Source organism: Mesorhizobium sp. M1027 (assembly GCF_040318745.1).
Classification (GTDB): Bacteria; Pseudomonadota; Alphaproteobacteria; order Rhizobiales; family Rhizobiaceae; genus Mesorhizobium.
In genome coordinates this window covers 94,881-120,462 of record NZ_JAMYMW010000013.1, presented here as the reverse complement: position 1 = coordinate 120,462, position 25,582 = coordinate 94,881, and the positions used below count along the sequence as shown (strand labels likewise).

The following is a 25,582-nucleotide window of genomic DNA, read 5'->3' as shown; positions in this document are numbered from 1 at the left end:
TTCAAGCGCCGGCTGCTTCGCGAACCTGATCGGTCGCCGCATCCAGAAAGGCCTGCGCGAGGTCGGGATCGTTGACGACGCGCGATAACATCAACGCACCGACCATCGTCGAGAGAATGGCCATGGCCTTGCCATCGGAATCCCCGCCACCGGTCCCAGCTATGAAACCGCCGAGGATCTTGAGATGCTCCTTGATCCCGGCTTCGAACGGCGCTTTCACGTCCTTGCCCTGTCTGCCGGCATCCGAACCCAGCGCTACGATCGGGCAGCCGTCCATCTTTTCTCCGCGATGGTCCATGCTGAGGTAGAACGCGATCACCGCGCCAAGCGGATCATCAGGGTTTGCCGCAGTCGCGGCCGACCATCGATGCGAGGCGCTCTCCATCGCCCGCCTGGACGCCTGCGCCGCCAGGTCGTCCTTGGATGCGAACTGCTTATAAAACGCGCCTTGGGTCAGTCCGGCACCCTTCATCAGATCCTTAAGGCCGATACCATCAAACCCGCGCTCCCGAAAAAGGCGGCTTGCCACGTTGATTACGGTTTCGCGGTTTTCCGCGGCCTGGGTACGACTTACGCGCATCGTTAGCTTCCTTTTTGGATTGCATTCGTAATCTATAAATCATATAGAGGTCGAACGCAATCTAAAAAAGGAGATATGAGATGATCCGCAATACCCTGAGCGCATCGCTCCTGGCCGCGCTGTTTCTCGCGACCCCGGCTTTTGCCGAGGAGGCCACCATCGGACGCCCGATCGAGGGCGGCAGCCTGCACGAGGGACACCTTGACATGGTGGTCTACTACGTCCCGGCCGACGGCGACCTCTTGGAGGTCACCGCCACCTTCGCGCCGAAGACCGAGGGCGATCCGCTGCGCGTCGTAATGGGTCTCGCCGACGACGACTCCGTGGCCTTTTCCATGCCGGGTCACCAGGGCTCGCTCTACACGTTCTCAAGGTCCGGGGATGAGGTGACGGTCTCGACCGGGACCGACATGCATCTGCGAGCCGACGCGACAATGCGCTGAGCCGAAGTTCAGACCGCAACCTGCGTGCTGCTGGCCGTTGGCTCTCGCGTCCGCGCGAGTCGCCACACGGTGCCTCGATCACGCCATCTAATAAGTTTGGGGCAAGCGTTTTGCCTGCACCGCGCGCCCTAACTCGCGCGACCTCCAGTGTTCGGTTCCTCGTGCGGATAGAGCTTGCCGAACAGGGGCAGGTACATCGCGCCCTTGCGCATCAGAAAATCGTGGAAGGTCGCCATCGCCGGCGAGATCGCGTGATCGCTGCGCATCACCGAAAACCATTGCCGGCGGATCGGCATGCCGACAACGTCGAGGATAACCAGCCGGCCGGCTTCGGTTTCGGCAGCGATGGTGTGGGCAGAGATGAACGCGATGCCGAGCCCGGCCATCACCGCCTGCTTGATGGTCTCGTTCGAGTCCATCTCGACGCCGAGATCGTCGATGCGGCCGGGCACGTCGCTCAGGAATATTTCCAGTGAGATGCGCGTTCCGGAGCCGGGCTCGCGAATGAGGAAATGCTCCTCGGCGATCCGCTCCTTGGAAATGTCGCGTGCCGACGCCAGCGGGTGGTCGGGTGGTGCGATGATGACCAGCGGGTGATCGCCGAAGACCGAAGCACGCACCGGGACTTCCTTGGCCGGGCGTCCCATCAGCGCGATATCGATGTCGTGGTTCTTCAGACTGTCAATCGTCTCGGCGCGGTTGCCGATGGCAAGGTGCATGTCGATATCGGGATGTTCCTTCATGAAGGCGGCCATCAGCCGCGGCGCGAAATATTTGGCCGTGGAAACGACGCCGAGCCGCAAGCTGCCGGCGCGCACGCCCTTGATCGCATCCATCTTGTCTTCGAGCAGACGAAGCCGCTCCTCGATGGCCTGTGCCGTCTCGACGAAGGCCAGACCTGCGGCAGTGGGACGCATGCCATCCGACGTCCGGTCGAACAAGGCCAGTTGGAACTCCTCCTCCACCTGCCGCAACTGGATCGTCACCGCTGGAGGAGACAGGCCTAACGCCTTGGCCGCGCTGACGATTTTTCCGTGGCTGATGATTGCCTGAACGGTCTTGAATTGCTTAAGCGTGAGGTTTCTCATATGGCATACTAAAATTTTTTTACTGCCGGAGTAAAGTTATTGAATTTTACTTATCCAGCGTCGTTTGTTCTCCTTTCCCAATCCGGCCGACCCCAGGAGAGGCGGCTGGATCGGGAGGTTACGATGCCAGCGGCAACGCTCGACGCTTTTCTGAACTCCTATCTTGGCGAGCCGGACGAACCGCGCTCCGCGGTCGTAGCGACCATCCGTCAGCTGACGCAGGCGGCCACCACGATCCGCAACACCATCAATCAAGGGGTGCTCGGCACGGCCTTTGCCGGAACCCGCGGCGCCAATGCTGACGGCGACATCCAGAAGGATCTCGATGTCTTTGCCGATGACATCTTCCTCGACGCCATGCGCCACGCTCCGGTCGCGCTCTACGCTTCCGAGGAACTGGAGCAGCCGGTGCTGCTCGACAGGCAAGCGGCTCTTGCCATCGCCATCGACCCGCTCGATGGCTCATCCAACATCGACACCAACGTGTCGATCGGAACGGTCTTCTCGCTCCTCCCTGCAATTGGTGCGCCGGATAGGAATCCGGCCGCCTCGTTTTTGCAGGCAGGCGTGAACCAGCTGGGCGCCGGTTTCTTCATCTACGGGCCGCAGTTGGCGCTGGTTCTGTCGCTCGGCAGCGGCACCCATGTCTTCGTTCTCTCGACCCGGCTCGGCACCTTCGTCCAGGCCTACGAGAGCCGGATCATCCCACAGCGAACCCAGGAGTTCGCCATCAATGCCGCCAACTACCGGCATTGGGACGAGGCGGTGCGGCTCTACATCGACGACTGCCTTGAAGGCACCGAAGGCCCACGCGAGAAGGACTTCAACATGCGCTGGATCGCCTCCCTGGTCGCGGACTGCTACCGCATATTGATGCGCGGCGGCGTATTCCTGTATCCGGGCGACAAGCGCAAGACTTACCGCCAGGGGCGACTGCGCCTCGTCTATGAGGCAAACCCGATCGCCTATCTCGTCGAACAGGCGGGCGGTGCCGCCACCGATACGATCACCCGCATCCTCGAAATCGAACCAGAGAACCTTCACCAGCGCGTGCCCATGGTTTTCGGATCGGCGCGCGAAGTCGCGCGCGTCACCCGCTACCACACCGAACCGAGCGCCATCGGCGAACGCGCGCCGCTGTTCAGCCGCCGCGGCCTTTTCAGGGCCTGAACACCATGTCGGCAAAGCACCCCATCATTACCATCACCGGGTCGTCGGGCGCAGGCACCACCTCTGTCAAGCGCATCTTCGAACTGATCTTCCGGCGCGAGAACATCGGGGCCGCCTTCATCGAAGGCGATGCTTTCCATCGCTACGACCGCGCCACGATGAAGGCGAAGGTGGCCGAGGAGGAAAAGGCGGGCAATCCGAACTTCACCCACTTCCATGCCGAGGCCAATGAATTGGCAATCCTAGAAGAGGTATTCGAGGAATATGGCCGCCGGGGAACCGGAAAGACCCGCACCTACATCCATGACGAGGATGAGGAGAAGCAGTACGGCACGCCGCCGGGACATTTCACCGAATGGCGCGAATTTCCGCCGAGCGACCTGCTCTTCTACGAGGGCCTGCATGGCTGCGTCGTCACCGACAAGATCAACCTGGCCAGGCACGCTGACCTTAGGATCGGCGTGGTGCCAGTCATAAATCTGGAATGGATCCAGAAGATCCACCGCGACCGCGCAACGCGCGGCTATTCCACAGAGGCGGTGATGGACGTGATCTTGCGGCGCATGCCGGACTATGTCCGCTACATCGTCCCGCAGTTTTCGCAGACCGCCATCAACTTCCAGCGCGTGCCGATCGTCGACACGTCCAATCCGTTCATCGCACGCTGGATTCCGACGCCCGACGAATCGATGCTGGTCATCCGCTTCGCCAATCCCCGCGGCATCGATTTCCCCTACCTGCTTTCGATGATCCACGACTCGTTCATGTCGCGGCCGAATTCCATAGTGGTGCCCGGCAACAAGCTCGACCTTGCCATGCAGCTGATCCTGACGCCGCTCATCCTGCAATTGATCGAACGCAAGAACCGTGTGTCGTGAGGAGGACGCCATGAACAGCCAGGCAGCAGCATTGAAGCCCGTCGCCGCCGTCTCGGAGCGCAACATGGCGAACGCCATTCGCGCATTGGCGATGGACAGCGTCCAAAAGGCCAATTCCGGTCATCCGGGCATGCCGATGGGCATGGCCGATGTCGCAACGGTGCTGTTCAGCCGCTTCATCAACATCGATCCGTCGGCGCCCAACTGGCCCGATCGCGACCGCTTCGTGCTGTCGGCCGGGCACGGCTCGATGCTGCAATATGCGCTGCATTACCTGCTCGGCTACGAGGACATGCCGATCGAGGAGCTGCAGCGGTTTCGCCAGCTGGGCAGCCGCACCGCCGGACATCCGGAATATGGCCATGCGCTCGGCATCGAGACGACGACCGGTCCGCTTGGACAAGGCATTTCGACCGCGGTCGGCATGGCGCTGGCGGAGCGCATGCTTGCTGCCCGCCACGGCGCCGATCTCGTCGACCATTTCACCTACGTGATCGCCGGCGACGGCTGCCTGCAGGAAGGCATCAGCCACGAGGCGATCGATCTTGCCGGTCACCTGAAGCTTTCGCGGCTGATCGTCTTCTGGGACGACAATGCGATCTCGATCGACGGACCGACTTCGCTGTCGACATCGATGGACCAGCCGGTACGGTTCAAAGCCGCTGGATGGCATGTCCAGTCGGTGAACGGCCACGACATCGAAACCGTTGCGGCGGCAATCGAAGCGGCGCAGCAATCGGACCAACCGTCTCTGATCGCCTGCAGCACGGTGATCGGCAAGGGGGCGCCCCACCTGGGCGGTTCGGAAAAGACGCATGGCGCGCCGCTTGGCGATGCGGAGATCGCCGCGACGCGCGAGAACATCGGCTGGGCCTACGCGCCGTTCGAGGTGCCGGACGATATCCTTTTCGCCTGGCGCGAGATCGCCAGCCGCGGTCAAGCGGTGCGGCGCGCCTGGGAGCAGCGGCTTGCCGCCTCGCCGCAGCGTGGGGCCTTCGAGATCGCGGTCGCCGGCGCCCTGCCCGAGGCGGTCTTCGAAGCGCTCGGTGTTTTCCGCAAGGAGCATGTCGAAAAGGCGACCAAGGTTGCGACGCGAAAAGCCTCGGAAATGGCGCTCGCTGCAATCAACTCCGCAACGGAACTGACCGTCGGCGGCTCCGCCGATCTGACGCATTCGAACCTGACGATCACCAAGGGGATGGATCGCATAGCGCCTAATGACTATGCCGGCCGCTACATTCACTACGGCATCCGTGAGCACGGCATGGCCGCGGCCATGAACGGCATCGCGCTGCATGGCGGCTTCGTGCCTTATGGCGGCACGTTCCTGTGCTTTGCCGACTATGCGCGCGGCGCGATGCGGCTCTCGGCGCTCATGGGCCAGCGCGTCATCTATGTGATGACGCACGATTCCATTGGTCTCGGCGAGGACGGCCCGACCCACCAGCCGGTCGAGCACCTGGCGATGCTGCGGGCGACGCCAAACCTCAACGTCTTCCGTCCGGCCGACATCATCGAAACGGCGGAATGCTGGGAACTGGCACTGAGAAGCGAGAACCGGCCAAGCGTGCTGGTGCTCTCGCGCCAGAACCTGCCGATGCTGCGCCAGGGGCACGGCGACGAGAACCGGTCGAGCCGTGGCGGCTACATCCTGCGCGAGCCAGCCCGGCACCGCGCCGTGACGCTGATCGCCACCGGCTCGGAGGTCGAGATTGCTATTGCCGCCGCCGAACGGCTGGAGACCGAGCACGGCATCGCCGCCGCGGTCGTCTCGATGCCGTGCTGGGAGCTCTTTGAGGAACAGGACGCGGACTACCGCAAGGCCGTCCTCGGCTCGGCGCCGCGCATCGCCATCGAAGCCGCAGCACGGCTCGGCTGGGACCGCTGGATCGGCGACACCGGCGCTTTCGTCGGCATGGCTGGTTTCGGCGCCAGCGCCCCTGCCCCGGATCTCTACCGGCATTTCGACATCACGCCCGAAGCCGTCGCGGCAGCGGCGCTGAAGCTCATCATCTAGGAGGACGACCCATGGCCCGCATCACCCTTCGCCAGCTTCTCGACCATGCCGCCGAGCACGGCTACGGGGTGCCGGCATTCAATATCAACAACATGGAACAGGGCCTCGCCATCATGGAGGCGGCCAGGGCCTGCGACGCGCCGGTCATCATCCAGGCCTCGCGCGGCGCCCGCTCCTATGCCAATGACATCATGCTGGCCAAGATGATGGAGGCTTTGACCGAAATCCATCCGGCCATTCCGCTCTGCATCCATCAGGATCACGGCAACAACGAAGCCACCTGCCTGTCGGCGATCCGCCACGGCTTCACCTCGGTGATGATGGACGGGTCATTGATGGCGGACGCCAAGACGCCGGCGAGCTACGAGTACAACGTCGCCATCACCGAACGTGTCGCACGCATGGCGCATTGGGTCGGCGCTTCAGTCGAAGGCGAGCTCGGCGTGCTCGGCTCGCTGGAAACCGGCCAGGGCGAGGCCGAGGACGGGCACGGCGCCGAAGGTGCGCTTTCCCATGACCAGCTTTTGACCGATCCCGATCAGGCGGTCGACTTCGTGACCGCCACCCGGGTCGACGCGCTGGCGATCGCCTGCGGTACCTCGCACGGCGCCTATAAATTCAGCCGCAAGCCTGACGGCGGCATCCTGGCCATGCAGGTGATCGAGGCGATCCATGAAAAGCTGCCCAACACGCATCTGGTCATGCACGGGTCTTCCTCCGTGCCGCAGGAACTGCAGGACATCATCAACAACTATGGCGGCGAGATGCCCCAGACCTTTGGCGTCCCGGTCGAGGAAATCGAGCGCGGCATCCGCTACGGCGTGCGCAAGGTCAACATCGACACCGATTGCCGAATGGCCATGGCCGGGCAGTTCCGCCGCGTCGCGACGCAGGACCCGCGCGAATTCGATCCGCGTAAATTCCTGAAACCCGCCATGGACGCGCTGCGCGACCTTTGCCGCGATCGCTTCGAACGCTTCGGCACCGCAGGCCACGCGTCGAAGATCAAGGTGATCGCCATGGATGAGATGGCGAAACTTTACGCCGCAGGAAAGCTCGACCCCCATATCGCAACCGCGAAAGCCGCCTGAGCGGCAAACAGGAGACCTGCCATGAACAAGATCGACATGCCCTCAGCAGGCACGCTCAAGGAAGGCAAGGAACGCTACAGGTCGGGCGTCATCCCCTACAAGAAGATGGGCTACTGGGAGCCGGACTACCGACCCAAGGAGACCGACCTGATCGCCATGTTTCGGATCACGCCGCAGCCCGGCGTCGACCACGAGGAGGCGGCCGCCGCCATCGCCGGTGAATCCTCTACCGCGACATGGACCGTGGTGTGGACCGACAGGCTGACCGCCTGCGAACTCTACCGCGCCAAGGCGTTCAAATCCGAGCCGGTGCCGAACACAGGTCCAGGCACCAGGATCGAGCAACAGTACTTCGCCTATATCGCCTACGACCTCGACCTGTTCGAGCCCGGATCCATCGCCAACCTGACTGCATCGATCATCGGCAACGTGTTCGGCTTCAAGGCCGTCAAGGCCCTGCGGCTCGAGGACATGCGCATTCCAGTGGCTTACCTCAAGACCTTCCAGGGCCCGGCGACCGGCATCGTGGTGGAACGCGAGCGGCTCGACAAGTTCGGTCGGCCGCTGCTCGGCGCGACGACGAAGCCGAAGCTTGGCCTGTCAGGCCGCAACTACGGCCGCGTCGTCTATGAGGCGCTGAAAGGTGGCCTCGACTTCGTCAAGGACGACGAGAACATCAACTCGCAGCCCTTCATGCATTGGCGCGACCGTTTCCTCTACTGCATGGAGGCTGTGAACAAGGCGTCGGCCGCCACCGGCGAAGTCAAGGGCCACTATCTCAACGTCACCGCCGGCACGATGGAGGAGATGTACGAGCGCGCCGAATTCGCAAAACAGCTTGGCTCCTGCATCGTCATGATCGACCTCGTCATTGGCTACACGGCGATCCAGTCGATGGCCAAGTGGGCACGCCGCAACGACATGATCCTGCACCTGCACCGGGCCGGCAACTCGACCTATTCGCGCCAGAAGAACCACGGCATGAATTTTCGCGTCATCTGCAAATGGATGCGCATGGCCGGCGTCGATCACATCCATGCCGGCACGGTGGTCGGCAAGCTGGAAGGCGACCCGCTGATGATCAAGGGGTTTTATGACACGCTGCGCGAGGAGCGCACGCCGCAGAACCTCGAAACCGGGCTGTTCTTCGATCAGGACTGGGCCTCGCTCAACAAGGTGATGCCCGTCGCCTCGGGCGGCATCCATGCCGGCCAGATGCACCAGTTGATCCACTATCTCGGCGAGGACGTCATCCTGCAGTTCGGCGGCGGCACGATCGGCCATCCGGACGGCATCCAGGCCGGCGCGACGGCCAATCGCGTCGCGCTGGAGGCGATGATCCTCGCCCGCAACGAGGGCCGCGACTATCTGCGCGAAGGGACCAAAATCCTCGAACAGGCGGCCAGATGGTGCTCGCCGCTCAAGGCAGCCCTGGAGACGTGGAAGGACGTCACCTTCAACTACGAATCGACCGACACGGCCGACTTTGTGCCAACCGCAACGCCGAGCTTCTAGACGAAAGGAACCGTCGCCATGATGACCAATCCTGGAAACAAGGTCACGCAGGGACAGTTTTCGTTCCTGCCTGAGCTAACCGACGAGCAGATTTCGGCGCAGATCAAATACGCGCTGAAAAACCACTGGGCGGTCAGCGTCGAATACACGGACGATCCGCATCCGCGAAACACCTATTGGGAAATGTACGGCAACCCGATGTTCGACCTGAGGGACCCGGCGGGCATCCTGCTTGAAGTCAACAATTGCCGGAAAGCCATGCCCAACATGTATGTCCGGGTCACGGCCTTCGATTCGACCAAGGGCTGGGAAGCGCCGCGCATGTCATTCGTCGTCAACCGGCCACCCAATGAACCCGGCTTTCGGCTGCTGCGCCAGGAACGCGACGGCCGCAGCCAGGGCTATTCGATCGTGCCTTATGCGACCGACAGGCCCGAAGGCGAGCGGAGCTAGGCGAAACCATGCTGGACGCGATAGCAAAGGGCGCTGCCGCGCAGGGCGAATCGGTCGATCTGCAGGCCGAGTTCGAAGCGTCCAACATCGACGAGGTGATGGATAAGCTCGACCGCGAACTCGTTGGCCTGAAACCCATCAAGACCCGCATCCGCGAGATCGCCGCGCTCCTCCTGGTCGACCGGCTTCGCCGCAAGTTCGGGCTGACCTCGGGCGCGCCGACGCTGCACATGAACTTTACGGGGAATCCCGGTACCGGAAAGACCACCGTGGCGCTCAGAATGGCAGAAATCCTGCATCGTCTCGGCTATGTCCGCGAAGGGCACATGGTCGCGGTGACGCGCGACGATCTCGTCGGCCAATATGTGGGCCACACCGCGCCCAAAACCCGCGAAGTGATCAAGCGAGCCATGGGCGGGGTGCTTTTCATCGACGAGGCCTACTATCTCTACAAGCCCGAGAACGAACGCGACTACGGTCAGGAATCGATCGAAATCCTGCTGCAGTGCATGGAAAACAACCGTGACGATCTGGTTGTGATTCTCGCCGGCTACAAGGACAAGATGGACCGCTTCTTCGACAGCAACCCCGGCATGCGCTCGCGCATCGCCCATCACCTCGATTTTCCCGACTACGGTGTCAGCGAACTCAAATCGATCGCCGAGATCATGCTGGCGGAACAGAATTACCGTCTCAGCGAAGCGGCGGCCAAGGCGCTCGAAGAGTATCTCCCGATCCGCATGCGGCTGCCGCATTTCTCCAACGCCCGCTCGGTCCGCAATGGCCTCGACCGGGCGCGGCTTCGCCAGGCCAGCCGGCTTTTCGCATCGCGCGACCGGGCGTTGACGAAAACCGATCTTATCACCATCGAGGAATCCGATATTCGTGGCAGCCGCGTGTTCGCGGAAGGTAAGCTCGAAGGCGAACCGGAGACGAAGGCGCGCTGACAAGATGACGGCGGTTGCTGTGCAGCGACTGGAAACGGACGACAGAATGGGAGCCGACGACCATGGGTACCAAGACAATCATCGCGCCCTCGGTGCTTTCCGCGGACTTCTCGCGGCTCGGCGACGAGGTCGAAGCAGTCGTCCGGGCGGGTGCCGACTGGATCCATCTCGACGTGATGGACGGCCATTTCGTGCCCAACATCACCTTCGGTCCGCCGGTGGTCAAGGCGATCCGTAATCGAACGGACAAGGTCTTCGACTGCCACCTGATGATCGCTCCGGCCGACGCCTATCTCGGCGCCTTCGCCGATGCCGGGTGCGACATCATTACGGTGCATGCCGAGGCCGGACCGCATCTCGACCGTTCGCTGCAGGCAATCAGGAATCTCGGTAAGAAGGCCGGCGTGTCGCTGAACCCGTCAACGCCGGAGAGCGTGATCGAATATGTGCTCGATCGGCTCGATCTGGTGCTTCTGATGACGGTCAATCCGGGCTTCGGCGGCCAGGCATTCATTTCGGCTGTCGTCGACAAGGTCAGACGGGTCAAGGCGCTGATCGGCAACCGTCCGATCAATATCGAGATCGACGGCGGCGTCACCCCCGAGACCGCTCCGCTGGTCACCGCTGCCGGCGCCAATGTGCTGGTCGCCGGCTCGGCCATCTTCAAGGGTGGCACCGAGGCTGCCTATCGTGCCAATATCGGCGCCATCAGGCAGGCGGCCGACGGGGCGCTCCAGAAAGCCGCGTAGAACCATCTCATCGGAGGGCAACATGGGGGCAATCCCACCTGTCTGTGATTTCGGCTGGCAAGCCGTCGATTTCGTTTTGCCCGGCGTCGACGGCAAATCGCATTCCATCTTCAGCCACGCCGGCCCGAACGGCTTGGTGGTGGCCTTCATCTGCAATCACTGCCCCTATGTGAAGGCGGTGATCTCACGCATCGTTCGCGATGCCAACGACCTCAAGGCAGAAGGCGTCGGCTTTGTCGCGATCAACTCCAACGATGCCGACGCCTACCCTGATGATTCCTTCGACAACATGAAACTTTTCGCCAGGACGAACGGCTTCACTTTCCCCTACCTCCACGACGAGCACCAGAGGGTGGCGCGTGCCTACGGAGCCGTTTGCACTCCGGATTTCTTCGGGCTCAACAACGAGTTGACGCTGCAATATCGCGGCCGGCTTGACGCGTCGCGACGCGACGCTGGACCGCCTGGGCTCAGGCGCGATCTGTTCGAGGCGATGAAGCAGGTTGCCCGAACCGGCGACGGACCGCTGGACCAGATCGCTTCGATCGGCTGTTCGATCAAATGGAAGGATGCTGCATGAACGTCGGCGCAGGCAGGCCGTTTCGATCGCCCAAGGCGATCCTTTTCGATCTCGACGGTACGCTGGTCGATTCGGCGCCTGATATAACGGCGGCCGTCAACGAATTGCTGGCCGGCCGCGATCTGCCGCCGCTGCGCCTGGATCAGGTCAAGGCCATGATCGGCGGCGGCATCAGGAAACTGGTCGAGCGAGCTTTCGCGGCTTCCGGTACGCCGCTCCTCGGCAGCGCGCTCGATGAAGCCAACCGCGTCATGGCGCCGATCTATCGCAGGCATCTGACCGGCCGCACGAGGCTGATGCCCGGCGTCAGGGAAGCTCTCACGCACTTGCATTTGAGCGGAATAGCCATGGGCGTGGTGACCAACAAGCCGCAGCTGGCGGCTCGTGAAATCCTGCTGCATTTTGGGCTGACGGACTATCTCGGCGCGATCGTCGGCGGAGACGCCGTGACATACTTGAAGCCGGCGCCAGACGCGCTATTGCTGGCGCTCGACCAGCTTCAGGTCGAACCTCGTGACACGTTGATGGTCGGCGACAGCGGTGCCGACATGGCCGCCGCCCGCGCGGCCGGCATGGCAGTCATTCTGCTGCGTGGCGGATACAGCCAAATTCCCGTTGAAGAGCTTGGCGCCGACCTCGTTTGCGACAGCCTGTTCGATCTGCCGTCCGCGATGCAGACGCTGCAAGACGCTGCGTGACCCCAAGCGCAAAGCCCAGGCCAACGCCGGCCGGGCGCAGTCCAAATGGCCGGCGGTACCGCGTTATTTGGAGAATTGCTTCAGGTAGGCGATGACATTGGCGATGTCCTCGTCCTTCTTGAGGCCGACAAACGCCATCTTCGTCCCTTTGACCATCGCCTTGGGATCGCGAAGATAGGTCGTCAGCGTGGCTTCGTCCCATTTGACGCCCGACTTGCCGGCCTCGGTCATCGCCTTGGAATAGCTGAACCCCAGATGCGTGCCGGCCGTTCGGCCGATGACGCCGTTCAACGACGGACCGACCTTGTTCTGGTCCTTGTCCGCGACGTGGCAGACCTTGCATTTGGCAAACACCTTCTCACCCGCCGCCGCTTCCTGTGCCTGGGACTGGGTGGTGACAAAGGTAGCGACGGACACGGCGGCGAAAAATGCGACTGCGCGCATGGCATTTCCTCATTGATCGTGTGAGTGCGCTGGATAATTTACGCGTGTCGATGCCTAGACCGCCGGCATCCGTTTTTGTGCGGGAGAGCGAACTATTCGTCCTTTCCCCCGGGACCGGCAGCACCTACACGCCTCGAAAAGCTAGACTGCCGATGAAGGAAGTCAATCGTACAAAGGTCCTGTTTCGCTGCGCTTGTCGGCTGTGGGGGCAGCCGCCATCCTCGCCTCAAAGCCGGTTGTGATGAGCGACCTTTTCGTTCCACCAAAACTTTCCGGGCGTGACCTGGTCGCCTTACGGCTCGAATGCGGATTACAAGGTATTTCGCAGCCAATGGCCAATAGAAATGGCGGCACTGTGAGGCACCGCCACGCGTCCCTGTTCCGCCTGACTAAAAGCAACGTACGTCGGCTTCAGCCTGCGCGCGTTTCAGTTCCGCCCGCGCCGCCTTCGCTGGCGCGCTTTCGCGAAACAGCCCTGCCGCCTCCCCTGTCGTCAACGACATACTTTTGAAGGTCTCCGCCCTCTCATAGTGATCGTAGGGGAGGATGGAGGCGATAACATCGATCGAGCAGGAACAGCTTTCAAGCGCCTGACGTGTCTGGCCATTTGTTTGCATGCAGCCGAGCACGTAATCGGCAATCGTTGCCGTCGGGTAGTCTCCCGCGGCGCTGGCCGGGTTCGCAAAGGCCAGTGTCGCCGAAAAGACCAGCGGTAGGATAAAAGATCCAACAGATCTGATCATGAGGAGCCTCCAGTTGGCCTAGACACGATGTATCCGGACAAGATCATCGCCCCAATTGGCGACGTACCGCAAAGCCAGTCAAGCTCTCATGGCCTGCTTATAGGACCAAAGGAGGAATGCCCTGTCGACCGGCAAAAGGTGGATTCACGGCCCGCTGCGCACCCCACTTCCAGCGGTCATTTCATGCCTCGCCCACTATCGGCAACCAACCAGGCGCACGCATACTTACCTCGAAGCGACCTTGTAAATTACACGGAAATAAATTCCAACCCGAATTGCATCAATAATACAACAACAATATGGAGATTATATATCTCGCCGTCGGCAGTCATTGTCGCAATAGTGCCACACAGGATACTTCTCTTGTTTGTATCTTTATATTGCTGCGCACCATAATAGATATTGCACCGCAACATCACCTCAGGGTTTTTGCTTGCTTGGCCTTTTGCGATGACATAGCTTTTTCCCTGTTTCCGGCTTCAAGAGCGCCATTGTCAGGGAGCGGTGGCAGTCTTTCGAAGGCCAAGTGGGGCGGGCAATAACGTGCCCTCTGCTTGTCGGGGTAGGTCGTGACAGCTGCCGGAAATTACTTCCCCACATGAATCGCTTGGGCAGGCCCCTTGTGGGCTTGACGATTGATTCGTCACTGTGAACCTCGGGAGGATTTCGGATGCGTGTACTTGCGAAAACTACCTACATACTGACGACCGCGGCTTTTTTGTCGCTAGGCGCTGCCTATACGGCTTCGGCCAATGAGGACCTTGCAAAGCTCGCATCGGATGCGAAGAACTGGGCGATGCAGACGGGTGACTACGCCAACACCCGCTATTCCAAACTCAACCAGATCACTGCCGACAATGTAAAGAACCTGCAGGTCAAATGGAGCTTTTCCACCGGCGTGCTGCGCGGTCACGAAGGCGGGCCGCTGGTCATCGGCGATGTGATGTATGTCCACACGCCGTTCCCAAACAACGTCTATGCTCTCGACCTCAAGAACGACGGCAAGATCCTGTGGAAATACGAGCCCAAGCAGGACTCGAACGTCATTCCGATCATGTGCTGCGACACGGTCAATCGCGGTGTCGCCTATGGCGACGGCAAGATCATTCTCAACCAAGCCGACACCACCGTCGTCGCGCTCGACGCCAAGACCGGCAAGGTCGTATGGTCTGTCAAGAACGGCGACCAGACCGACGGCGGAAAGGGCGAATCCGGCACGTCGGCACCCGTAGTCATCAAGGACAAGGTGCTCGTGGGCGTCTCCGGTGCTGAGTTCGGTGTTCGCGGCTGGCTGGCCGCCTACAATCTGAAAGACGGCAAGCTTGCCTGGAAAGCCTATTCGGAAGGTCCTGATGCAGACACCCTTCTCGACCCCGAGAAGACGACCCATCTCGGCAAGCCCGTCGGAAAGGATTCCGGCACCAACACCTGGGAAGGCGAACAGTGGAAGACGGGCGGCGGCACGACATGGGGATGGTATTCCTATGATCCCAAGCTGAACCTGGTCTATTACGGCACCGGCAATCCCTCGACGTGGAACCCGGTCCAGCGCCCAGGCGACAATCGCTGGTCCATGACAATCATGGCTCGCGACGCCGATACCGGTGTTGCCAAATGGCTCTACCAGATGACCCCGCATGACGAGTGGGACTATGACGGCATCAACGAGATGATTCTCGTCGATGGCATGGAGGTCAACGGCGCCAAGCACGACGTGCTGGTGCATTTCGACCGCAACGGCTTTGCCTACACGATGGATCGCGCCACCGGCGAACTTCTCGTCGCCAAAAAATACGATCCGGCAGTGAACTGGGCGACGGAAGTCAACATGGATCCCAAGAGCGACCAGTACGGCCGCCCGCAGGTCGTCGCCAAGTATTCGACCCAGCAGAACGGCGAAGACACCAACTCGACCGGTATCTGCCCGGCCGCGCTTGGAACCAAGGACCAGCAGCCGGCCGCCTACTCGCCGAAGACCGGGTTGTTCTACGTGCCGACCAACCATGTCTGCATGGACTATGAGCCTTACAAAGTGAGCTACACCGCAGGTCAGCCCTATGTGGGCGCCACCGTGTCGATGTATGCGGCGCCCGGCGGTGACGGCAACATGGGCAACTTCATTGCCTGGGATGCAGCCAAGGGTGAGATCGTCTGGTCGAAGCCCGAGCAGTTCTCGGTGTGGTCGGGCGCATTGGCAACAGATGGCGACGTCGTCTTCTATGGTACCCTCGAAGGCTACATCAAGGCGGTCGATAAGGACGGCAAGGAACTCTACAAGTTCAAGACCCCGTCCGGCATCATCGGCAACATCACGACCTACGAGCATGACGGCAAGCAGTACATCGCCGTTCTGTCCGGCGTCGGTGGATGGGCCGGTATCGGTCTGGCAGGTGGGCTGCTTTCGCCCGATAACGCCGCTGCCTGGCATGGCGCCGTTGATCAGGGCCGTGAGCAGGGCGACCAGGCCGCAGTGGTTGGAACCGCCGGCCTGGGTGCCGTCGGCGGCTACGCGGCACTTGCCGACTATACGACGCTGGGCGGCCAGCTCACCGTCTTCGGCCTCCCGGACTGATAACCGGGAAGAGCCTTACGACTAGGTTCGAAAACGAGAGCCCGGGTCACCCTAAGCCGGGAACCGGGCTCTCGATTGCGCCCACCCAACACCGATCAATGCCGCTGCACGACGGCAGCCAGTGTCCCTGGCAGATGAAGGAAGAGTCTGAATGATCGTTCGCATTGCAGTTTCCGCTCTCGCCCTAGTCCTGCTGCCTGTGGCCAGCTCAACTCTGGCACGGGCCGAAGACAGCATGGAAGAAGCCAAGGCGGTGAAGCAAGAAGGAGGCAAATATCTAGATGCGGACGGAAATCCGACCTACAAGATCGAAAACGGAACCGTCGATTGGTACACCTTCAGCGGGTACCGCCGGTATCACTCCGATTGCCATGTCTGTCACGGGCAGGACGCAACAGGTTCGAGCTATGCGCCTGCCCTGGTCAATAGTCTGAAAACCATGGACTACGCCACGTTCCTCTCGATCGTCGCCGAGGGCCGCAAGAATGTCGGCGGCGGCAAGGAAAACGTCATGCCTGCCTTTGGCGACAACAAGAACGTCTATTGTTACCTGGACGATCTCTACGTCTATCTGCGCGCGCGCGCTGATGGCGCGGCACCCCGCGGCAGGCCGCCCAAGCACGAAAACAAGGCTCAGGCAGCCAAGGATGCCGAAGCGTCCTGCATGGGTGGATGATATGACCAGTACTGCATCGAAGCTGCGCGTCGTGTTGCCGATCCTCGGCGCGCTCGCCTTGCTGGCGTCGAACGTTCTGGCGCAAAATGCCGGGCTTGGCGCTGCGGGCGAACTGGTGGATCCCAACATTCTGCGCGTCTGCGCCGATCCTTCGAACATGCCTTTTACTGACAAGAACGGCCAAGGCTTCGAAAACAAGCTGGCTGAACTGGTTGCCAAGAAGACGGGGCGGAAATCAGTCGCCTACACATGGTTTCCCACTGTCGTCGGCTTTGTGCGCAACACGCTGGGGGCCAACCGATGCGACATCATCATGGGCTACGCCCAAGGCGACGAACTGGTGCAGAACACCAACGCCTACTATCGCTCCGCCTATGTGCTCGTATACCCCAAAGGCAACGGCATGGAAGGCATCGAGACGATCGAAGACCCGAAACTTTCCGGCAAGAGAATCGGCGTCGTCGAAAGCACGCCGCCAACCGCCAACATGGCCGCCAACAAGCTTCTGCGGACCGCCAAGATCTATCCACTCGCGGTGGATACGCGCGTCACTCCTTCGATGGGGGAGGTCATGATCAAGGACCTGCTCGCCGGCAAGATTGACGCGGCGGTCCTGTGGGGGCCGATGGCAGGTTACTATGCCAGGGAACTCGGAGCCGATATCATCATTGTTCCGCTACTGAAGGAAAAGAAAGGCTCGCGCATGTCCTACCGCATCACCATGGGCGTACGTCCGTCCGACCAGGAATGGAAGCGGACGCTCAACCGGGTGATCAGGGAGAACCAGGCGGAGATCACCAAGCTCCTGCTGGGTTATAATGTGCCGCTGATCGACGAGCACGATAATCCGATTACGCAATAGTCGGATGTGTGAGGAGGAGGACAAACCTGCGCGATGAAAAATTGAAGAGAAAGACTTGGCTACTTTCGATAGTTTTGTTTTTCGGCCTTTCAAAACCTTGTGTTTCATTTGTCCATTTGAGACGTGATGGACGAGCCATTGCTTCGGTGCCCTGCAATGGTTGGCTAACCACCGGATCGGCCCCTTCGGGCTGGTAGAAGAGGAGAAATGTTATGAAGAAGAGCTGGACAAAACCGACCATGTGTCAGGTTGCTGCGGGTTTTGAAATTTCGCGGTATCTGCCTGCTGAGATTACTCCCAAGAAGTAGGCCGCAGAGGTGCGTGTCCCTGGCAACAGGGGCACGCATCCCCTTGCCGCATGGGTTTTTCGTGAAAGATCTTGAGGCACGCAAAGCGAGCGGGACGTTTTTTGCGGCTGCAAATTGGCTGCTGGTGGTCAGAGAAGCCGCGGGGCGGGCGTTTTCATGCGCTTGAGAATCATCGGATCGGCGGCCGGCGGTGGCTTTCCGCAGTGGAACTGCAATTATCGTCTGAGCCGTGCGGCTCGCACCGGGATGGCTGGCGTGCATTCACGAACCCAATCAAGTGTCGCCGCGTCGGCGGATGGGCTCGGCTGGGTTCTGTTCAACGCGTCACCCGATATTCGCCAGCAGATCGCGGCAACACCTGAATTGCAGCCCGCGCACGATGCGCTGCTGCGCTCGACGCCCATTCGCGCGGTGGTACTGACCAATGCCGATGTCGATCATATCGCCGGCCTGCTCAGCCTGCGTGAGCGGCAGCCTTTCGCTATCTATGCAACGACACAGGTTCTGGCGACGCTGGAGGCGAATTCGATTTTCAATGTCCTCGATCCGGCGCTCGTGCCGCGACGCATCTTGCCACCGGCGCAAGAACTGGCGATCTGCGATGCAGACGGCCACGACACCGGCGTGGCTGTCGAGAGCTTTCCCGTGCCCGGGAAGATAGCGCTCTATCTCGAAGAAAGAGGTCAGCCGGATGCGAATTTCAGCTCTGACGCCGGCGACACGATCGGCGTCCGTATCGCCGGTGCCGGCAGTCGCGGCTCCGTCTTCTACATCCCCGGCTGCGCCCGCATTGATGCGACCCTGCGCACGCGTCTAGCCGATGCCGCATGCCTTCTGTTCGACGGCACGGTCTTCACCGACGACGAGTTGATTGCTGCCGGCGTCGGCGAAAAGACCGGTGCGCGCATGGGGCATCTGGCAATATCGGGAGACGCAGGGTCGATCGCCGGCTTGGCCGATGTGAGGATCGGCCGTCGTGTCTTCGTCCACATCAACAACACCAATCCTGTTCTGGACGAGAATTCTCCCGAGCATGCAGCAGTCGCAGCGGCTGGCTGGGAAGTGGCCCGCGACGGGATGGAGATGGAACTTTGAGTGATTTCCATGACGCAGCCAGCAACGGGCTGTCCTCCAGAGAGCTCGAAGCCGTGCTGCGGCAGGTCGGTGCCGAGCGCTATCACAACCGCCATCCTTTCCATCACAGGATGACCAGCGGTGCGTTGTCGAGGACCGAGATGCAGGCCTGGGCGCTGAACCGCTATTGCTATCAGGCTGTCATTCCGCGCAAGGATGCCATGATCCTCGCGCATGCCGAGGATCCGGCGTTTCGCGCCGCCTGGCGCAAACGCATCGAGGATCATGACGGCGAGGACGGCTGGAGCGGCGGTATTGCGCGCTGGTTGCACCTGGCGACCTCGCTCGGTCTGGATGCCGAAGCGGTGAAGAGCGAGAGGCTGGCCCTGCCGGCGACACGTTTTGCGGTTGGCGCTTACCTCTCTTTTTGCACGAACCGGACCCTGCTGGAGGCGGTCGCGTCGTCGCTGACCGAGATGTTCTCGCCGCTCATCATCGGCGAGCGGGTACCCGCGATGCTGGCCAGGTACGATTATATCACCGAGGACACGCTGGCCTATTTCAGCCGACGGCCCGAACAGGCCTCACGCGACGCCGACTTCGCTCTTGCCTATGTGCTCGAACATGCCGACACGGCGGAACGCCAGCAGCGGGCGATCGATGCACTCGTGTTCAAATGCGATATACTCTGGGCCATGCTCGACGCGCTTCAACACGCCTATGGCGAGCCGGGCAATATCCCGCCCGGCGCCTTCCGTGCGGAGGCCCCATGATGGCACTGCGCGAAAGAGCCATGGTGTCGCCGCAGTCGGTTCCATCGCTGCCGAAGCACGTGCGCATACAGTATGACCCCGTGCGTCAGGCGTTCGCCGTGCTTTCGCCTGAAAAGGTGTTCTGGCCAAACGACATCAGCCTCGACATATTGCGCCGCTGCGATGGGCGGTCCACGGTCGGCCACATCATTGCCGGCCTTGCCGCAGATTATGATGCCAAACAGGAGGCTGTGGCGGCCGATGTCATTGCCTTCCTGCAGGAATGGTCGGACAAGCTGCTGGTGAAGCTATGAGCGAGCCCCCTCTCCCCCCGATCGGCATGCTGGCGGAACTGACGCATCGCTGCCCGCTGCAATGCCCCTATTGCTCCAACCCGCTCGAATTGCTGAAGGCCAATCGCGAACTCGACACGCAGAGCTGGCTCGACTTGTTCTCGCAGGCGGCCGATCTTGGCGTTCTCCAGGTGCATCTGTCTGGCGGTGAACCGACGCTGCGTCGCGATCTTGAGCAATTGATCGCCGGGCTTTCGGCGCGTGGCGTCTACACCAACCTGATCACCGCCGGCGTCGGCATTGCGGATGGCCGTATCGAGGCATTTGCCGAAGCCGGGCTCGACCATCTGCAACTGAGCTTTCAAGGCGCACGGCCGGCGACCACCGAGCGCATCGGCAATCACAGGGGCAGCCACGAAAAGAAGCTGGAAACGGCACGCCGCGCCCGCGCGGCCGGCTTGCCGCTTACCATCAACGCGCCGATCCATCGCCACAATATCGAGGAGGTACCGGAATTCATCGATCTGGCCCTTTCGCTGGATGCGGAGCGTCTCGAGATAGCCAACGTGCAGTACGCCGGCTGGGCGCTGACCAATCGCGATCAACTGATGCCCGAGCGTGCTGCCGTCGATCGGCAGGCGGAGATCGTCGCGGAGGCGCGCGAACGGCTCACCGGCATCATGAACATCGATTTCGTCACGCCGGATTATTTCGCCATCTATCCCAAGCCATGCATGGGCGGCTGGGCGCGCGACGCCTTCATGGTGACGCCAGACGGCACCGTACTGCCATGCCATGCCGCCCAGACCATCCCGTCGCTCAGCTTCGAGCGTTTTGGACCTCGCAGCCTGGCCGCGATCTGGACCGATTCCCCGGCATTTAATGCCTTTCGAGGCACGGACTGGATGCAGGAGCCCTGCCGCAACTGTGAGCGGCGCGAGATCGACTGGGGCGGCTGCCGCTGCCAGGCGATGGCAATCGCCGGCGACGCCGCCGTGACGGACCCGGCTTGCGCGAAATCGCCGATCCATGCGCGCATGGCAATGCTGATCGACGAAGCCCAGCGCGCTGCGACGGTTCCTTCGAAGGACGAACTGTTCGTCTACCGGCGTATCGGCGTCGTCACCGAGCCGGCCTGACTGCCGACCTATTCCTACGGACTTAGCCTCGTGAAAGCCGTTCGGCATGCCACGTCATATGGTCCTGCATGAATGTCGAAATGAAAAAATAGGAGTGATCGTAGTCATCCTGCATCCGCAATTTCAACGGAATGCCTGCTTTGGAGCACGCGTCTTCGAGCAGCCAAGGCCTGAGGCCCTCCTTGAGGAAACCGTCTGACGTCCCCTGATCGACCAGGAATTCCGGGAAACGGTATCCATCCTCGATGAGCGAAGTGGCATCGTAGCGCCGCCACGAGGCCTCATCCAAGCCGAGATATTTTTGGAAAGCCGGCTTCGACCAGCCGGCTGTGCTTGGTTGCACGATCGGCGCGAAGGCCGAGCAACTTCTGAAACGCGCGGGATTTTTCAGTGCGATCGTCAGCGCGCCATGCCCGCCCATCGAATGGCCGAAGATCGACTGGCGCGCCATATCGGCGGGAAATTCGCGCCCGATCACGGCTGGCAGTTCCTCGACGATATAGGAATACATGCGATAGTTCTTGGCATACGGCTCTTGCGTGGCGTCGAGGTAGAAACCGGCGCCGGTGCCGAACTGCCAATTGTCCTTTTCATCTGGAATGTCGGCACCACGCGGGCTGGTGTCGGGACACACGACGATGAAGCCAAGTTCGGCGGCAATACGTCTGTATTCGCCTTTTTCCATTACATTCGCATGGGTGCAGGTGAGTCCGGAGAGGTACCACACCACGGGGCAACGCCTTTCCCGTGCTTGCGGAGGCACGAAAATGGCAAACATCATTTCGCATGAGCAGCTCGTCGAGAGATGAGAGTAAACGTGCTGGGTGCCGCCATGCGACTTGGCAGTCGAGACGAGTTTCAGGTGCTCTGGCATATATTCTTCTCCGCCAATTTTTTGACTGCCGACCATAGCCTCTACGACATCGTGGGCGATCGCGGCAACCTTGGTGGGCTGGCTGGCGCGCAGGGCTCTTGATCGGAGCCGGGATGGCCAACACTGCCCAGTAGCTCAGCAATGCTTCCGCGACGACGAGCTCTGCGCAAATGCACCGTGGCTTTCAGCGGCGACAGCAGGTTCGACGCGGCTATGGCGGACGAGCACGCACGGGTCATCGCGTGGGTTCGCAGCATGCGTGACCAGGGACCGAGCAAGAAAGTGTTGCGGGTGATAGTTACCTCCTCATAGGAGGGCTCCTAAGCACGACACCAACTTTCCGACTTTTAGCCACCCTGTGAGCCGACGGCTATTTCCGACCGTCGAAAGCCACGGACAGGCCCAGGGCAGTTGCTGCCTCGACGATCGCCTCGCTCAGCTCTTCGTCGGATGCGACCAGATAAGGGGCGGCTTGCCGTACTGCGTTTAATGTCGCTGTGATCGAGATGGTGTCACCACGATCCTCCCTATTGAGGACTGCGGCGATTGCCTGCTCTACTACCGGACTGACCCTCTGCACCTTACTCATCCAACCCTCCCCATAGCTGCCCATAGTGATGGTACTCTATCCATGGTTGTGTTCCAATTCGATGTACGAAAACGTACACACTCGATCGGCTGAACCGCTACGGCCAGACATCTCTAATTTCGACGGCATTTGGGATCGACCAAGCCTGGCTAGCGGCCTCGACCGGTTTCTCAGATGGCTAGCGCTGCAGAGCCATGTCAAATTGCCAGGTACGTACGCGAGCCGGTCCAGGAGCTCGGCTCGGCCCACGGGCGCCCCTGCGTTGGGCGAAGATGTCGCCTAGAAATAGCCGAGGATGGATTTTACCTCGAGATACTCCAACATGCCCTCGATCCCATATTCACGTCCGTTTCCGGACCGCTTGAAACCGCCAAACGGGGCGTGCGGATCCCAGGCCGGGTAATTGAGATGTACCTGGCCGGAGCGGATCCGCGAGGCCACGTCCCTGACGGCGTCCACATCCTGGCCCTGCACATGAGCCCCCAGACCGTAGACCGTGTCGTTGGCGATGGTGACGGCTTCCTCGATTGTGTCGTAAGGGATGATGCAGAGAACTGGCCCGAAGACCTCGTCCTGGGCAATGCGCATGGTCGTGCGCACGTCGGAAAAGATGGTCGGCCTCACATAGAACCCGACGTTCAGATCGTGCGCACGGCCCGGTCCACCGGTGAGGAGCCTGGCGCCCTCAGAAATGCCGACGCCGATCATGGTTTGGATGCGGTCGAATTGGGCACGGTTTGCGATTGCACCATGAGTAGTGGCTTCGCAAAGAGGATCGCCAATGACAATCTGGGCTGCGGCCCTTTTGGCGATTGCCTCGATCTCGGAGAGCCGCGGGCGTGGCACGATCATGCGCGTCGGGGCGCTGCATGACTGGCCGAGATTGCGGAAGGCGGCGGATACGCCCAGAGAAACGGCGCGATCGAGATCTGCGTCCGGCAGGATCACGTTGGGCGACTTGCCGCCCAGCTCCTGCGCGACGCGCTTGACAGTCGTCGCTGCCGCCTGGGCCACCGCAATGCCCGCGCGGGTGGACCCGGTAATGGAGATCATGTCGACATCCGGATGGGAGGCGAGACCCATACCCACGCCTGGACCATCACCTTGCACGAGGTTGAAAACCCCGGCAGGGAAGCCGGCTTCCTCGATTGCCTCGGCGAATAGCAGGGCGTCCAAGGGAGAAAGCTCACTCGGCTTCAGCACGATCGTGCAGCCTGCAGCGAGCGCCGGCGAAACCTTGGCGGTGATCTGGTAAAGTGGCCAGTTCCACGGAGTGATCAGGGCGCAGACACCGATCGGTTCGTGGGTGACGGCGGTTTGCCCCCGTTGCTTGACGAAGCGAAAGTCTGTCAGCACATCGCGAGCGACCTTAACATGCGTGATCGCCAGCGGCACCTGGGCGCTGCGCGCATAGCCGATCGCCGCGCCCATTTCGAGGCTCAGGCATTGAGCCAGCAGTTCGCCGCGCGCCTCGAGCAGCGCTTGCAGGCGATCGAGCAGACGCGCGCGGTCTTCTGGCGTGGTCCGACTCCAGGTGGCGAATGCCCGGCGGGCCGCTGCAACGGCCGCGTCAACGTCCTTGCCATTTCCAAGCGGAAACTGGCTCACAACCTCTTCTGTGGCGGGATTGACGACGACGCCCGTCGCGGTGCCGCTCGGCTCAACCCATTGACCGTCGATGAAGAACTTGTCCAGGTGGCCGTTGCGGGCCAGGTGTTCGAGAGGCGTCATCACCCTACAAGGTCCTTCATGCGGTAATAGGCGCCGACAATCGGCAGGAACCAAGGGCGCCCGAAATAACCGGGGATCGCTGGCCAGTCGAAATCCTTCCAGGGATTGAGCTCGGGGCGCCCGTCCATGACGTCGGCCATGATGGTGCCCATCAACGTCGACATCTGGGTCCCGTGTCCGCTATAGCCCATCGAGTAATAGATGCCATCGCGCTCTCCGGCGCGCGGCAGGCGATCGCGGGTCATATCAACCATGCCGCCCCAGCAGTAGTCGATGCGGGTGCCGGCCAGTTCCGGAAAGACCTCGACCATCGCCGCCTTGAGTATCCGGCCGCTTTTTTCGTCGGATTGAGGGTTGGACACGGCAAAGCGCGCCCTCCCGCCGAACAGAAGGCGATTGTCCGGCGTGAGCCGCCAGTAGACAACGAGATTGCGCGTGTCGACGACATTGCGACGGGTCGGCATGAGGCGCTCGAGTTGCGAAGGCGACAGCGGCTCGGTCACGATCAGAAATGCGCCGACCGGGATCATGCGCCGGCGGATCCAGCCGAGCGGGCCAACCTGGGAAATGCCGCTTGCCAATAGGACCTGCCGCGCGACGATCTTGCCCTTTGGCGTCGTTACCTCATGCCCGCCTGAAACCTTTCGCATCGCAGTGACGGGCGAGCGTTCATGGACCTCTGCGCCACGCCGGGCAGCGGCGGTCGCGAGGCCCCGGACGAACCGGCCGACATGCATGGCCGCGCTCTTGGGAAAGAGCAGCCCGCCATGGTAGCGGTTGGTGCTGACTTCGGTTCGCAGGTCCTCGCGCGCGATCATCCTGGTGTCGGGATCGACATTGGCAGCCAGTAGTTCCTGGCTGCGCGCCAGCATGTCGTAGTGCTCGGGCTTGGCGGCAAGCTTGAGCTTGCCGACGCGGGAGAAGCTGCAGTCGATCTTCTCTTCCTGCACCAACCGCTCGACCATATCGACGCCGGCGTCGAAAGCCTTGTAGAGCGCATTTGCGGCAGGCTTGCCGTGCTTGCCAGCCATGATTGCATAGTTCTGGGCAAAGCCGTTGTTGCACATGCCGCCATTGCGGCCGGACGCGGCATTGCCGATCGTTTCGGCCTCCAACAGGGCAACCCGGGCGCCCTTTTTGGCAAGGGCCAGCGCGGCGGAGGAGCCGGTCAAGCCGCCGCCCACAATGGCCACGTCGTAGTGGCCTTCGAGCGGTTTGGACGACCCTTCATTGAACGGCTGAGACGTATCCAGCCAGTAAGAGGTAAACTTCATTTTCTTGACCACCGGTGTTGATTTGAGTGGGGCGACATCCGA

The 25,582-nt window shown here is 61.4% G+C and carries 27 protein-coding genes; 18 read left to right on the top strand and 9 right to left on the bottom strand.

The window, feature by feature from the left end:
- Position 1 precedes the first annotated feature (1 nt).
- Positions 2–580: a TetR/AcrR family transcriptional regulator gene (locus NKH50_RS23650; protein WP_352701438.1), complete on the bottom strand. Its 579-nt coding sequence runs from the start codon at positions 578–580 to the stop codon at positions 2–4.
- Positions 581–660: 80 nt separating this feature from the next.
- Here NKH50_RS23650 and NKH50_RS23645 point away from each other — a divergent pair, with 80 nt between their 5' ends.
- A complete protein-coding gene (locus tag NKH50_RS23645; protein WP_352701439.1) occupies positions 661–1,023 on the top strand; it encodes a hypothetical protein in 363 nt (120 codons plus the stop codon).
- A 128-nt stretch (positions 1,024–1,151) separates the two neighbouring features.
- Here the strand turns inward: NKH50_RS23645 and NKH50_RS23640 are convergent, their stop codons facing one another.
- Positions 1,152–2,111 (bottom strand): LysR family transcriptional regulator, encoded by a 960-nt coding sequence (locus tag NKH50_RS23640; RefSeq protein ID WP_352881303.1) that lies wholly within the window; start codon positions 2,109–2,111, stop codon positions 1,152–1,154.
- A gap of 123 nt (positions 2,112–2,234) precedes the next feature.
- Here NKH50_RS23640 and NKH50_RS23635 point away from each other — a divergent pair, with 123 nt between their 5' ends.
- The 10 genes from NKH50_RS23635 (at position 2,235) to gph (ending at position 12,209) form a co-directional block, all read left to right on the top strand.
- The gene (locus tag NKH50_RS23635) at positions 2,235–3,281 is read left to right on the top strand and encodes a class 1 fructose-bisphosphatase (RefSeq protein ID WP_352701440.1); all 1,047 of its coding nucleotides are present in this window, start codon (positions 2,235–2,237) and stop codon (positions 3,279–3,281) included.
- Between the two features lie 5 nt (positions 3,282–3,286).
- Positions 3,287–4,159: a phosphoribulokinase gene (locus NKH50_RS23630; protein WP_254819812.1), complete on the top strand. Its 873-nt coding sequence runs from the start codon at positions 3,287–3,289 to the stop codon at positions 4,157–4,159.
- A 10-nt stretch (positions 4,160–4,169) separates the two neighbouring features.
- Complete coding sequence (gene tkt, locus NKH50_RS23625) at positions 4,170–6,176, top strand: transketolase (RefSeq protein WP_352881300.1); 2,007 nt, start codon at positions 4,170–4,172, stop codon at positions 6,174–6,176.
- Positions 6,177–6,187: 11 nt separating this feature from the next.
- On the top strand, positions 6,188–7,267 hold the full coding sequence (gene fba, locus NKH50_RS23620; RefSeq protein WP_352881298.1) for a class II fructose-bisphosphate aldolase: 1,080 nt from the start codon (positions 6,188–6,190) through the stop codon (positions 7,265–7,267).
- Positions 7,268–7,288: 21 nt separating this feature from the next.
- On the top strand, positions 7,289–8,782 hold the full coding sequence (locus NKH50_RS23615) for a ribulose-bisphosphate carboxylase large subunit (protein WP_502906903.1): 1,494 nt from the start codon (positions 7,289–7,291) through the stop codon (positions 8,780–8,782).
- Between the two features lie 18 nt (positions 8,783–8,800).
- Positions 8,801–9,235: a ribulose bisphosphate carboxylase small subunit gene (locus NKH50_RS23610; protein WP_352881296.1), complete on the top strand. Its 435-nt coding sequence runs from the start codon at positions 8,801–8,803 to the stop codon at positions 9,233–9,235.
- An 8-nt stretch (positions 9,236–9,243) separates the two neighbouring features.
- A complete protein-coding gene (gene cbbX, locus NKH50_RS23605; RefSeq protein WP_352881294.1) occupies positions 9,244–10,182 on the top strand; it encodes a CbbX protein in 939 nt (312 codons plus the stop codon).
- 62 nt (positions 10,183–10,244) lie between these two features.
- Entirely contained in the window at positions 10,245–10,931 is a 687-nt protein-coding gene (gene rpe / locus NKH50_RS23600) for a ribulose-phosphate 3-epimerase (protein ID WP_352881292.1), read from the top strand.
- Between the two features lie 22 nt (positions 10,932–10,953).
- Positions 10,954–11,511 (top strand): thioredoxin family protein, encoded by a 558-nt coding sequence (locus NKH50_RS23595; RefSeq protein ID WP_352803872.1) that lies wholly within the window; start codon positions 10,954–10,956, stop codon positions 11,509–11,511.
- A complete protein-coding gene (gph, locus tag NKH50_RS23590) occupies positions 11,508–12,209 on the top strand; it encodes a phosphoglycolate phosphatase (protein WP_352881290.1) in 702 nt (233 codons plus the stop codon). The genes NKH50_RS23595 and gph overlap by 4 nt, the downstream gene beginning before the upstream one ends.
- Before the next feature lie 63 nt (positions 12,210–12,272).
- Here the strand turns inward: gph and NKH50_RS23585 are convergent, their stop codons facing one another.
- The gene (locus tag NKH50_RS23585) at positions 12,273–12,653 is read right to left on the bottom strand and encodes a c-type cytochrome (RefSeq protein ID WP_352881288.1); all 381 of its coding nucleotides are present in this window, start codon (positions 12,651–12,653) and stop codon (positions 12,273–12,275) included.
- A gap of 389 nt (positions 12,654–13,042) precedes the next feature.
- Positions 13,043–13,396: a hypothetical protein gene (locus NKH50_RS23580; RefSeq protein WP_254819802.1), complete on the bottom strand. Its 354-nt coding sequence runs from the start codon at positions 13,394–13,396 to the stop codon at positions 13,043–13,045.
- A gap of 670 nt (positions 13,397–14,066) precedes the next feature.
- Between NKH50_RS23580 and NKH50_RS23575 the strand changes: the two genes are divergently transcribed.
- The 3 genes from NKH50_RS23575 to NKH50_RS23565 all read left to right on the top strand — a co-directional run bounded on the left by NKH50_RS23575 (position 14,067) and on the right by NKH50_RS23565 (position 17,506).
- Positions 14,067–15,968: a methanol/ethanol family PQQ-dependent dehydrogenase gene (locus NKH50_RS23575; RefSeq protein ID WP_352881285.1), complete on the top strand. Its 1,902-nt coding sequence runs from the start codon at positions 14,067–14,069 to the stop codon at positions 15,966–15,968.
- Between the two features lie 151 nt (positions 15,969–16,119).
- Positions 16,120–16,644: a c-type cytochrome, methanol metabolism-related gene (locus NKH50_RS23570; RefSeq protein WP_352881283.1), complete on the top strand. Its 525-nt coding sequence runs from the start codon at positions 16,120–16,122 to the stop codon at positions 16,642–16,644.
- Between the two features lies 1 nt (position 16,645).
- Entirely contained in the window at positions 16,646–17,506 is an 861-nt protein-coding gene (locus tag NKH50_RS23565; protein WP_352881281.1) for a substrate-binding domain-containing protein, read from the top strand.
- On the opposite strand, the gene NKH50_RS23560 is transcribed toward NKH50_RS23565, so the two are convergent.
- Positions 17,496–17,747, bottom strand: a complete 252-nt coding sequence (locus NKH50_RS23560) for a hypothetical protein (protein WP_352881279.1) — start codon at positions 17,745–17,747, stop codon at positions 17,496–17,498. The two genes, NKH50_RS23565 and NKH50_RS23560, sit on opposite strands and share 11 nt — an antisense overlap.
- Before the next feature lie 223 nt (positions 17,748–17,970).
- Between NKH50_RS23560 and pqqB the strand changes: the two genes are divergently transcribed.
- From pqqB to pqqE, 4 genes are read left to right on the top strand one after another with little or no spacing between them, the layout of a single operon-like run.
- The gene (pqqB, locus tag NKH50_RS23555; protein WP_352881277.1) at positions 17,971–18,909 is read left to right on the top strand and encodes a pyrroloquinoline quinone biosynthesis protein PqqB; all 939 of its coding nucleotides are present in this window, start codon (positions 17,971–17,973) and stop codon (positions 18,907–18,909) included.
- Positions 18,906–19,661 (top strand): pyrroloquinoline-quinone synthase PqqC, encoded by a 756-nt coding sequence (gene pqqC, locus NKH50_RS23550; RefSeq protein ID WP_352881275.1) that lies wholly within the window; start codon positions 18,906–18,908, stop codon positions 19,659–19,661. Before pqqB ends, pqqC begins: the two co-directional genes overlap by 4 nt.
- Positions 19,658–19,954 carry a pyrroloquinoline quinone biosynthesis peptide chaperone PqqD gene (gene pqqD, locus NKH50_RS23545; protein WP_352752774.1) on the top strand — a complete coding sequence of 99 codons (297 nt, stop codon included), beginning with the start codon at positions 19,658–19,660 and terminating at the stop codon, positions 19,952–19,954. The genes pqqC and pqqD overlap by 4 nt, the downstream gene beginning before the upstream one ends.
- Positions 19,951–21,072 (top strand): pyrroloquinoline quinone biosynthesis protein PqqE, encoded by a 1,122-nt coding sequence (gene pqqE, locus NKH50_RS23540; protein ID WP_352507735.1) that lies wholly within the window; start codon positions 19,951–19,953, stop codon positions 21,070–21,072. Before pqqD ends, pqqE begins: the two co-directional genes overlap by 4 nt.
- A gap of 22 nt (positions 21,073–21,094) precedes the next feature.
- Here the strand turns inward: pqqE and fghA are convergent, their stop codons facing one another.
- The 4 genes from fghA to NKH50_RS23520 form a co-directional block, all read right to left on the bottom strand.
- On the bottom strand, positions 21,095–21,946 hold the full coding sequence (gene fghA, locus NKH50_RS23535; RefSeq protein ID WP_352881401.1) for an S-formylglutathione hydrolase: 852 nt from the start codon (positions 21,944–21,946) through the stop codon (positions 21,095–21,097).
- Positions 21,947–22,316: 370 nt separating this feature from the next.
- Positions 22,317–22,535, bottom strand: a complete 219-nt coding sequence (locus tag NKH50_RS23530) for a hypothetical protein (RefSeq protein WP_352881272.1) — start codon at positions 22,533–22,535, stop codon at positions 22,317–22,319.
- 279 nt (positions 22,536–22,814) lie between these two features.
- Complete coding sequence (locus tag NKH50_RS23525; RefSeq protein ID WP_352881270.1) at positions 22,815–24,269, bottom strand: aldehyde dehydrogenase family protein; 1,455 nt, start codon at positions 24,267–24,269, stop codon at positions 22,815–22,817.
- Positions 24,266–25,540, bottom strand: a complete 1,275-nt coding sequence (locus tag NKH50_RS23520; protein WP_352507731.1) for an NAD(P)/FAD-dependent oxidoreductase — start codon at positions 25,538–25,540, stop codon at positions 24,266–24,268. Before NKH50_RS23520 ends, NKH50_RS23525 begins: the two co-directional genes overlap by 4 nt.
- Positions 25,541–25,582: the final 42 nt, after the last annotated feature.

What these genes read in the sequence shown, in the direction of transcription:
- NKH50_RS23650 (WP_352701438.1), bottom strand. Translation starts at nt 580, where the DNA reads ATGCGCGTAAGTCGTACCCAGGCCGCGGAAAACCGCGAAACCGTAATC.
- NKH50_RS23645 (WP_352701439.1), top strand. Translation starts at nt 661, where the DNA reads ATGATCCGCAATACCCTGAGCGCATCGCTCCTGGCCGCGCTGTTTCTC.
- NKH50_RS23640 (WP_352881303.1), bottom strand. Translation starts at nt 2,111, where the DNA reads ATGAGAAACCTCACGCTTAAGCAATTCAAGACCGTTCAGGCAATCATC.
- NKH50_RS23635 (WP_352701440.1), top strand. Translation starts at nt 2,235, where the DNA reads ATGCCAGCGGCAACGCTCGACGCTTTTCTGAACTCCTATCTTGGCGAG.
- NKH50_RS23630 (WP_254819812.1), top strand. Translation starts at nt 3,287, where the DNA reads ATGTCGGCAAAGCACCCCATCATTACCATCACCGGGTCGTCGGGCGCA.
- tkt (WP_352881300.1), top strand. Translation starts at nt 4,170, where the DNA reads ATGAACAGCCAGGCAGCAGCATTGAAGCCCGTCGCCGCCGTCTCGGAG.
- fba (WP_352881298.1), top strand. Translation starts at nt 6,188, where the DNA reads ATGGCCCGCATCACCCTTCGCCAGCTTCTCGACCATGCCGCCGAGCAC.
- NKH50_RS23615 (WP_502906903.1), top strand. Translation starts at nt 7,289, where the DNA reads ATGAACAAGATCGACATGCCCTCAGCAGGCACGCTCAAGGAAGGCAAG.
- NKH50_RS23610 (WP_352881296.1), top strand. Translation starts at nt 8,801, where the DNA reads ATGATGACCAATCCTGGAAACAAGGTCACGCAGGGACAGTTTTCGTTC.
- cbbX (WP_352881294.1), top strand. Translation starts at nt 9,244, where the DNA reads ATGCTGGACGCGATAGCAAAGGGCGCTGCCGCGCAGGGCGAATCGGTC.
- rpe (WP_352881292.1), top strand. Translation starts at nt 10,245, where the DNA reads ATGGGTACCAAGACAATCATCGCGCCCTCGGTGCTTTCCGCGGACTTC.
- NKH50_RS23595 (WP_352803872.1), top strand. Translation starts at nt 10,954, where the DNA reads ATGGGGGCAATCCCACCTGTCTGTGATTTCGGCTGGCAAGCCGTCGAT.
- gph (WP_352881290.1), top strand. Translation starts at nt 11,508, where the DNA reads ATGAACGTCGGCGCAGGCAGGCCGTTTCGATCGCCCAAGGCGATCCTT.
- NKH50_RS23585 (WP_352881288.1), bottom strand. Translation starts at nt 12,653, where the DNA reads ATGCGCGCAGTCGCATTTTTCGCCGCCGTGTCCGTCGCTACCTTTGTC.
- NKH50_RS23580 (WP_254819802.1), bottom strand. Translation starts at nt 13,396, where the DNA reads ATGATCAGATCTGTTGGATCTTTTATCCTACCGCTGGTCTTTTCGGCG.
- NKH50_RS23575 (WP_352881285.1), top strand. Translation starts at nt 14,067, where the DNA reads ATGCGTGTACTTGCGAAAACTACCTACATACTGACGACCGCGGCTTTT.
- NKH50_RS23570 (WP_352881283.1), top strand. Translation starts at nt 16,120, where the DNA reads ATGATCGTTCGCATTGCAGTTTCCGCTCTCGCCCTAGTCCTGCTGCCT.
- NKH50_RS23565 (WP_352881281.1), top strand. Translation starts at nt 16,646, where the DNA reads ATGACCAGTACTGCATCGAAGCTGCGCGTCGTGTTGCCGATCCTCGGC.
- NKH50_RS23560 (WP_352881279.1), bottom strand. Translation starts at nt 17,747, where the DNA reads ATGGTCGGTTTTGTCCAGCTCTTCTTCATAACATTTCTCCTCTTCTAC.
- pqqB (WP_352881277.1), top strand. Translation starts at nt 17,971, where the DNA reads ATGCGCTTGAGAATCATCGGATCGGCGGCCGGCGGTGGCTTTCCGCAG.
- pqqD (WP_352752774.1), top strand. Translation starts at nt 19,658, where the DNA reads ATGATGGCACTGCGCGAAAGAGCCATGGTGTCGCCGCAGTCGGTTCCA.
- pqqE (WP_352507735.1), top strand. Translation starts at nt 19,951, where the DNA reads ATGAGCGAGCCCCCTCTCCCCCCGATCGGCATGCTGGCGGAACTGACG.
- fghA (WP_352881401.1), bottom strand. Translation starts at nt 21,946, where the DNA reads ATGCCAGAGCACCTGAAACTCGTCTCGACTGCCAAGTCGCATGGCGGC.
- NKH50_RS23530 (WP_352881272.1), bottom strand. Translation starts at nt 22,535, where the DNA reads ATGAGTAAGGTGCAGAGGGTCAGTCCGGTAGTAGAGCAGGCAATCGCC.
- NKH50_RS23520 (WP_352507731.1), bottom strand. Translation starts at nt 25,540, where the DNA reads ATGAAGTTTACCTCTTACTGGCTGGATACGTCTCAGCCGTTCAATGAA.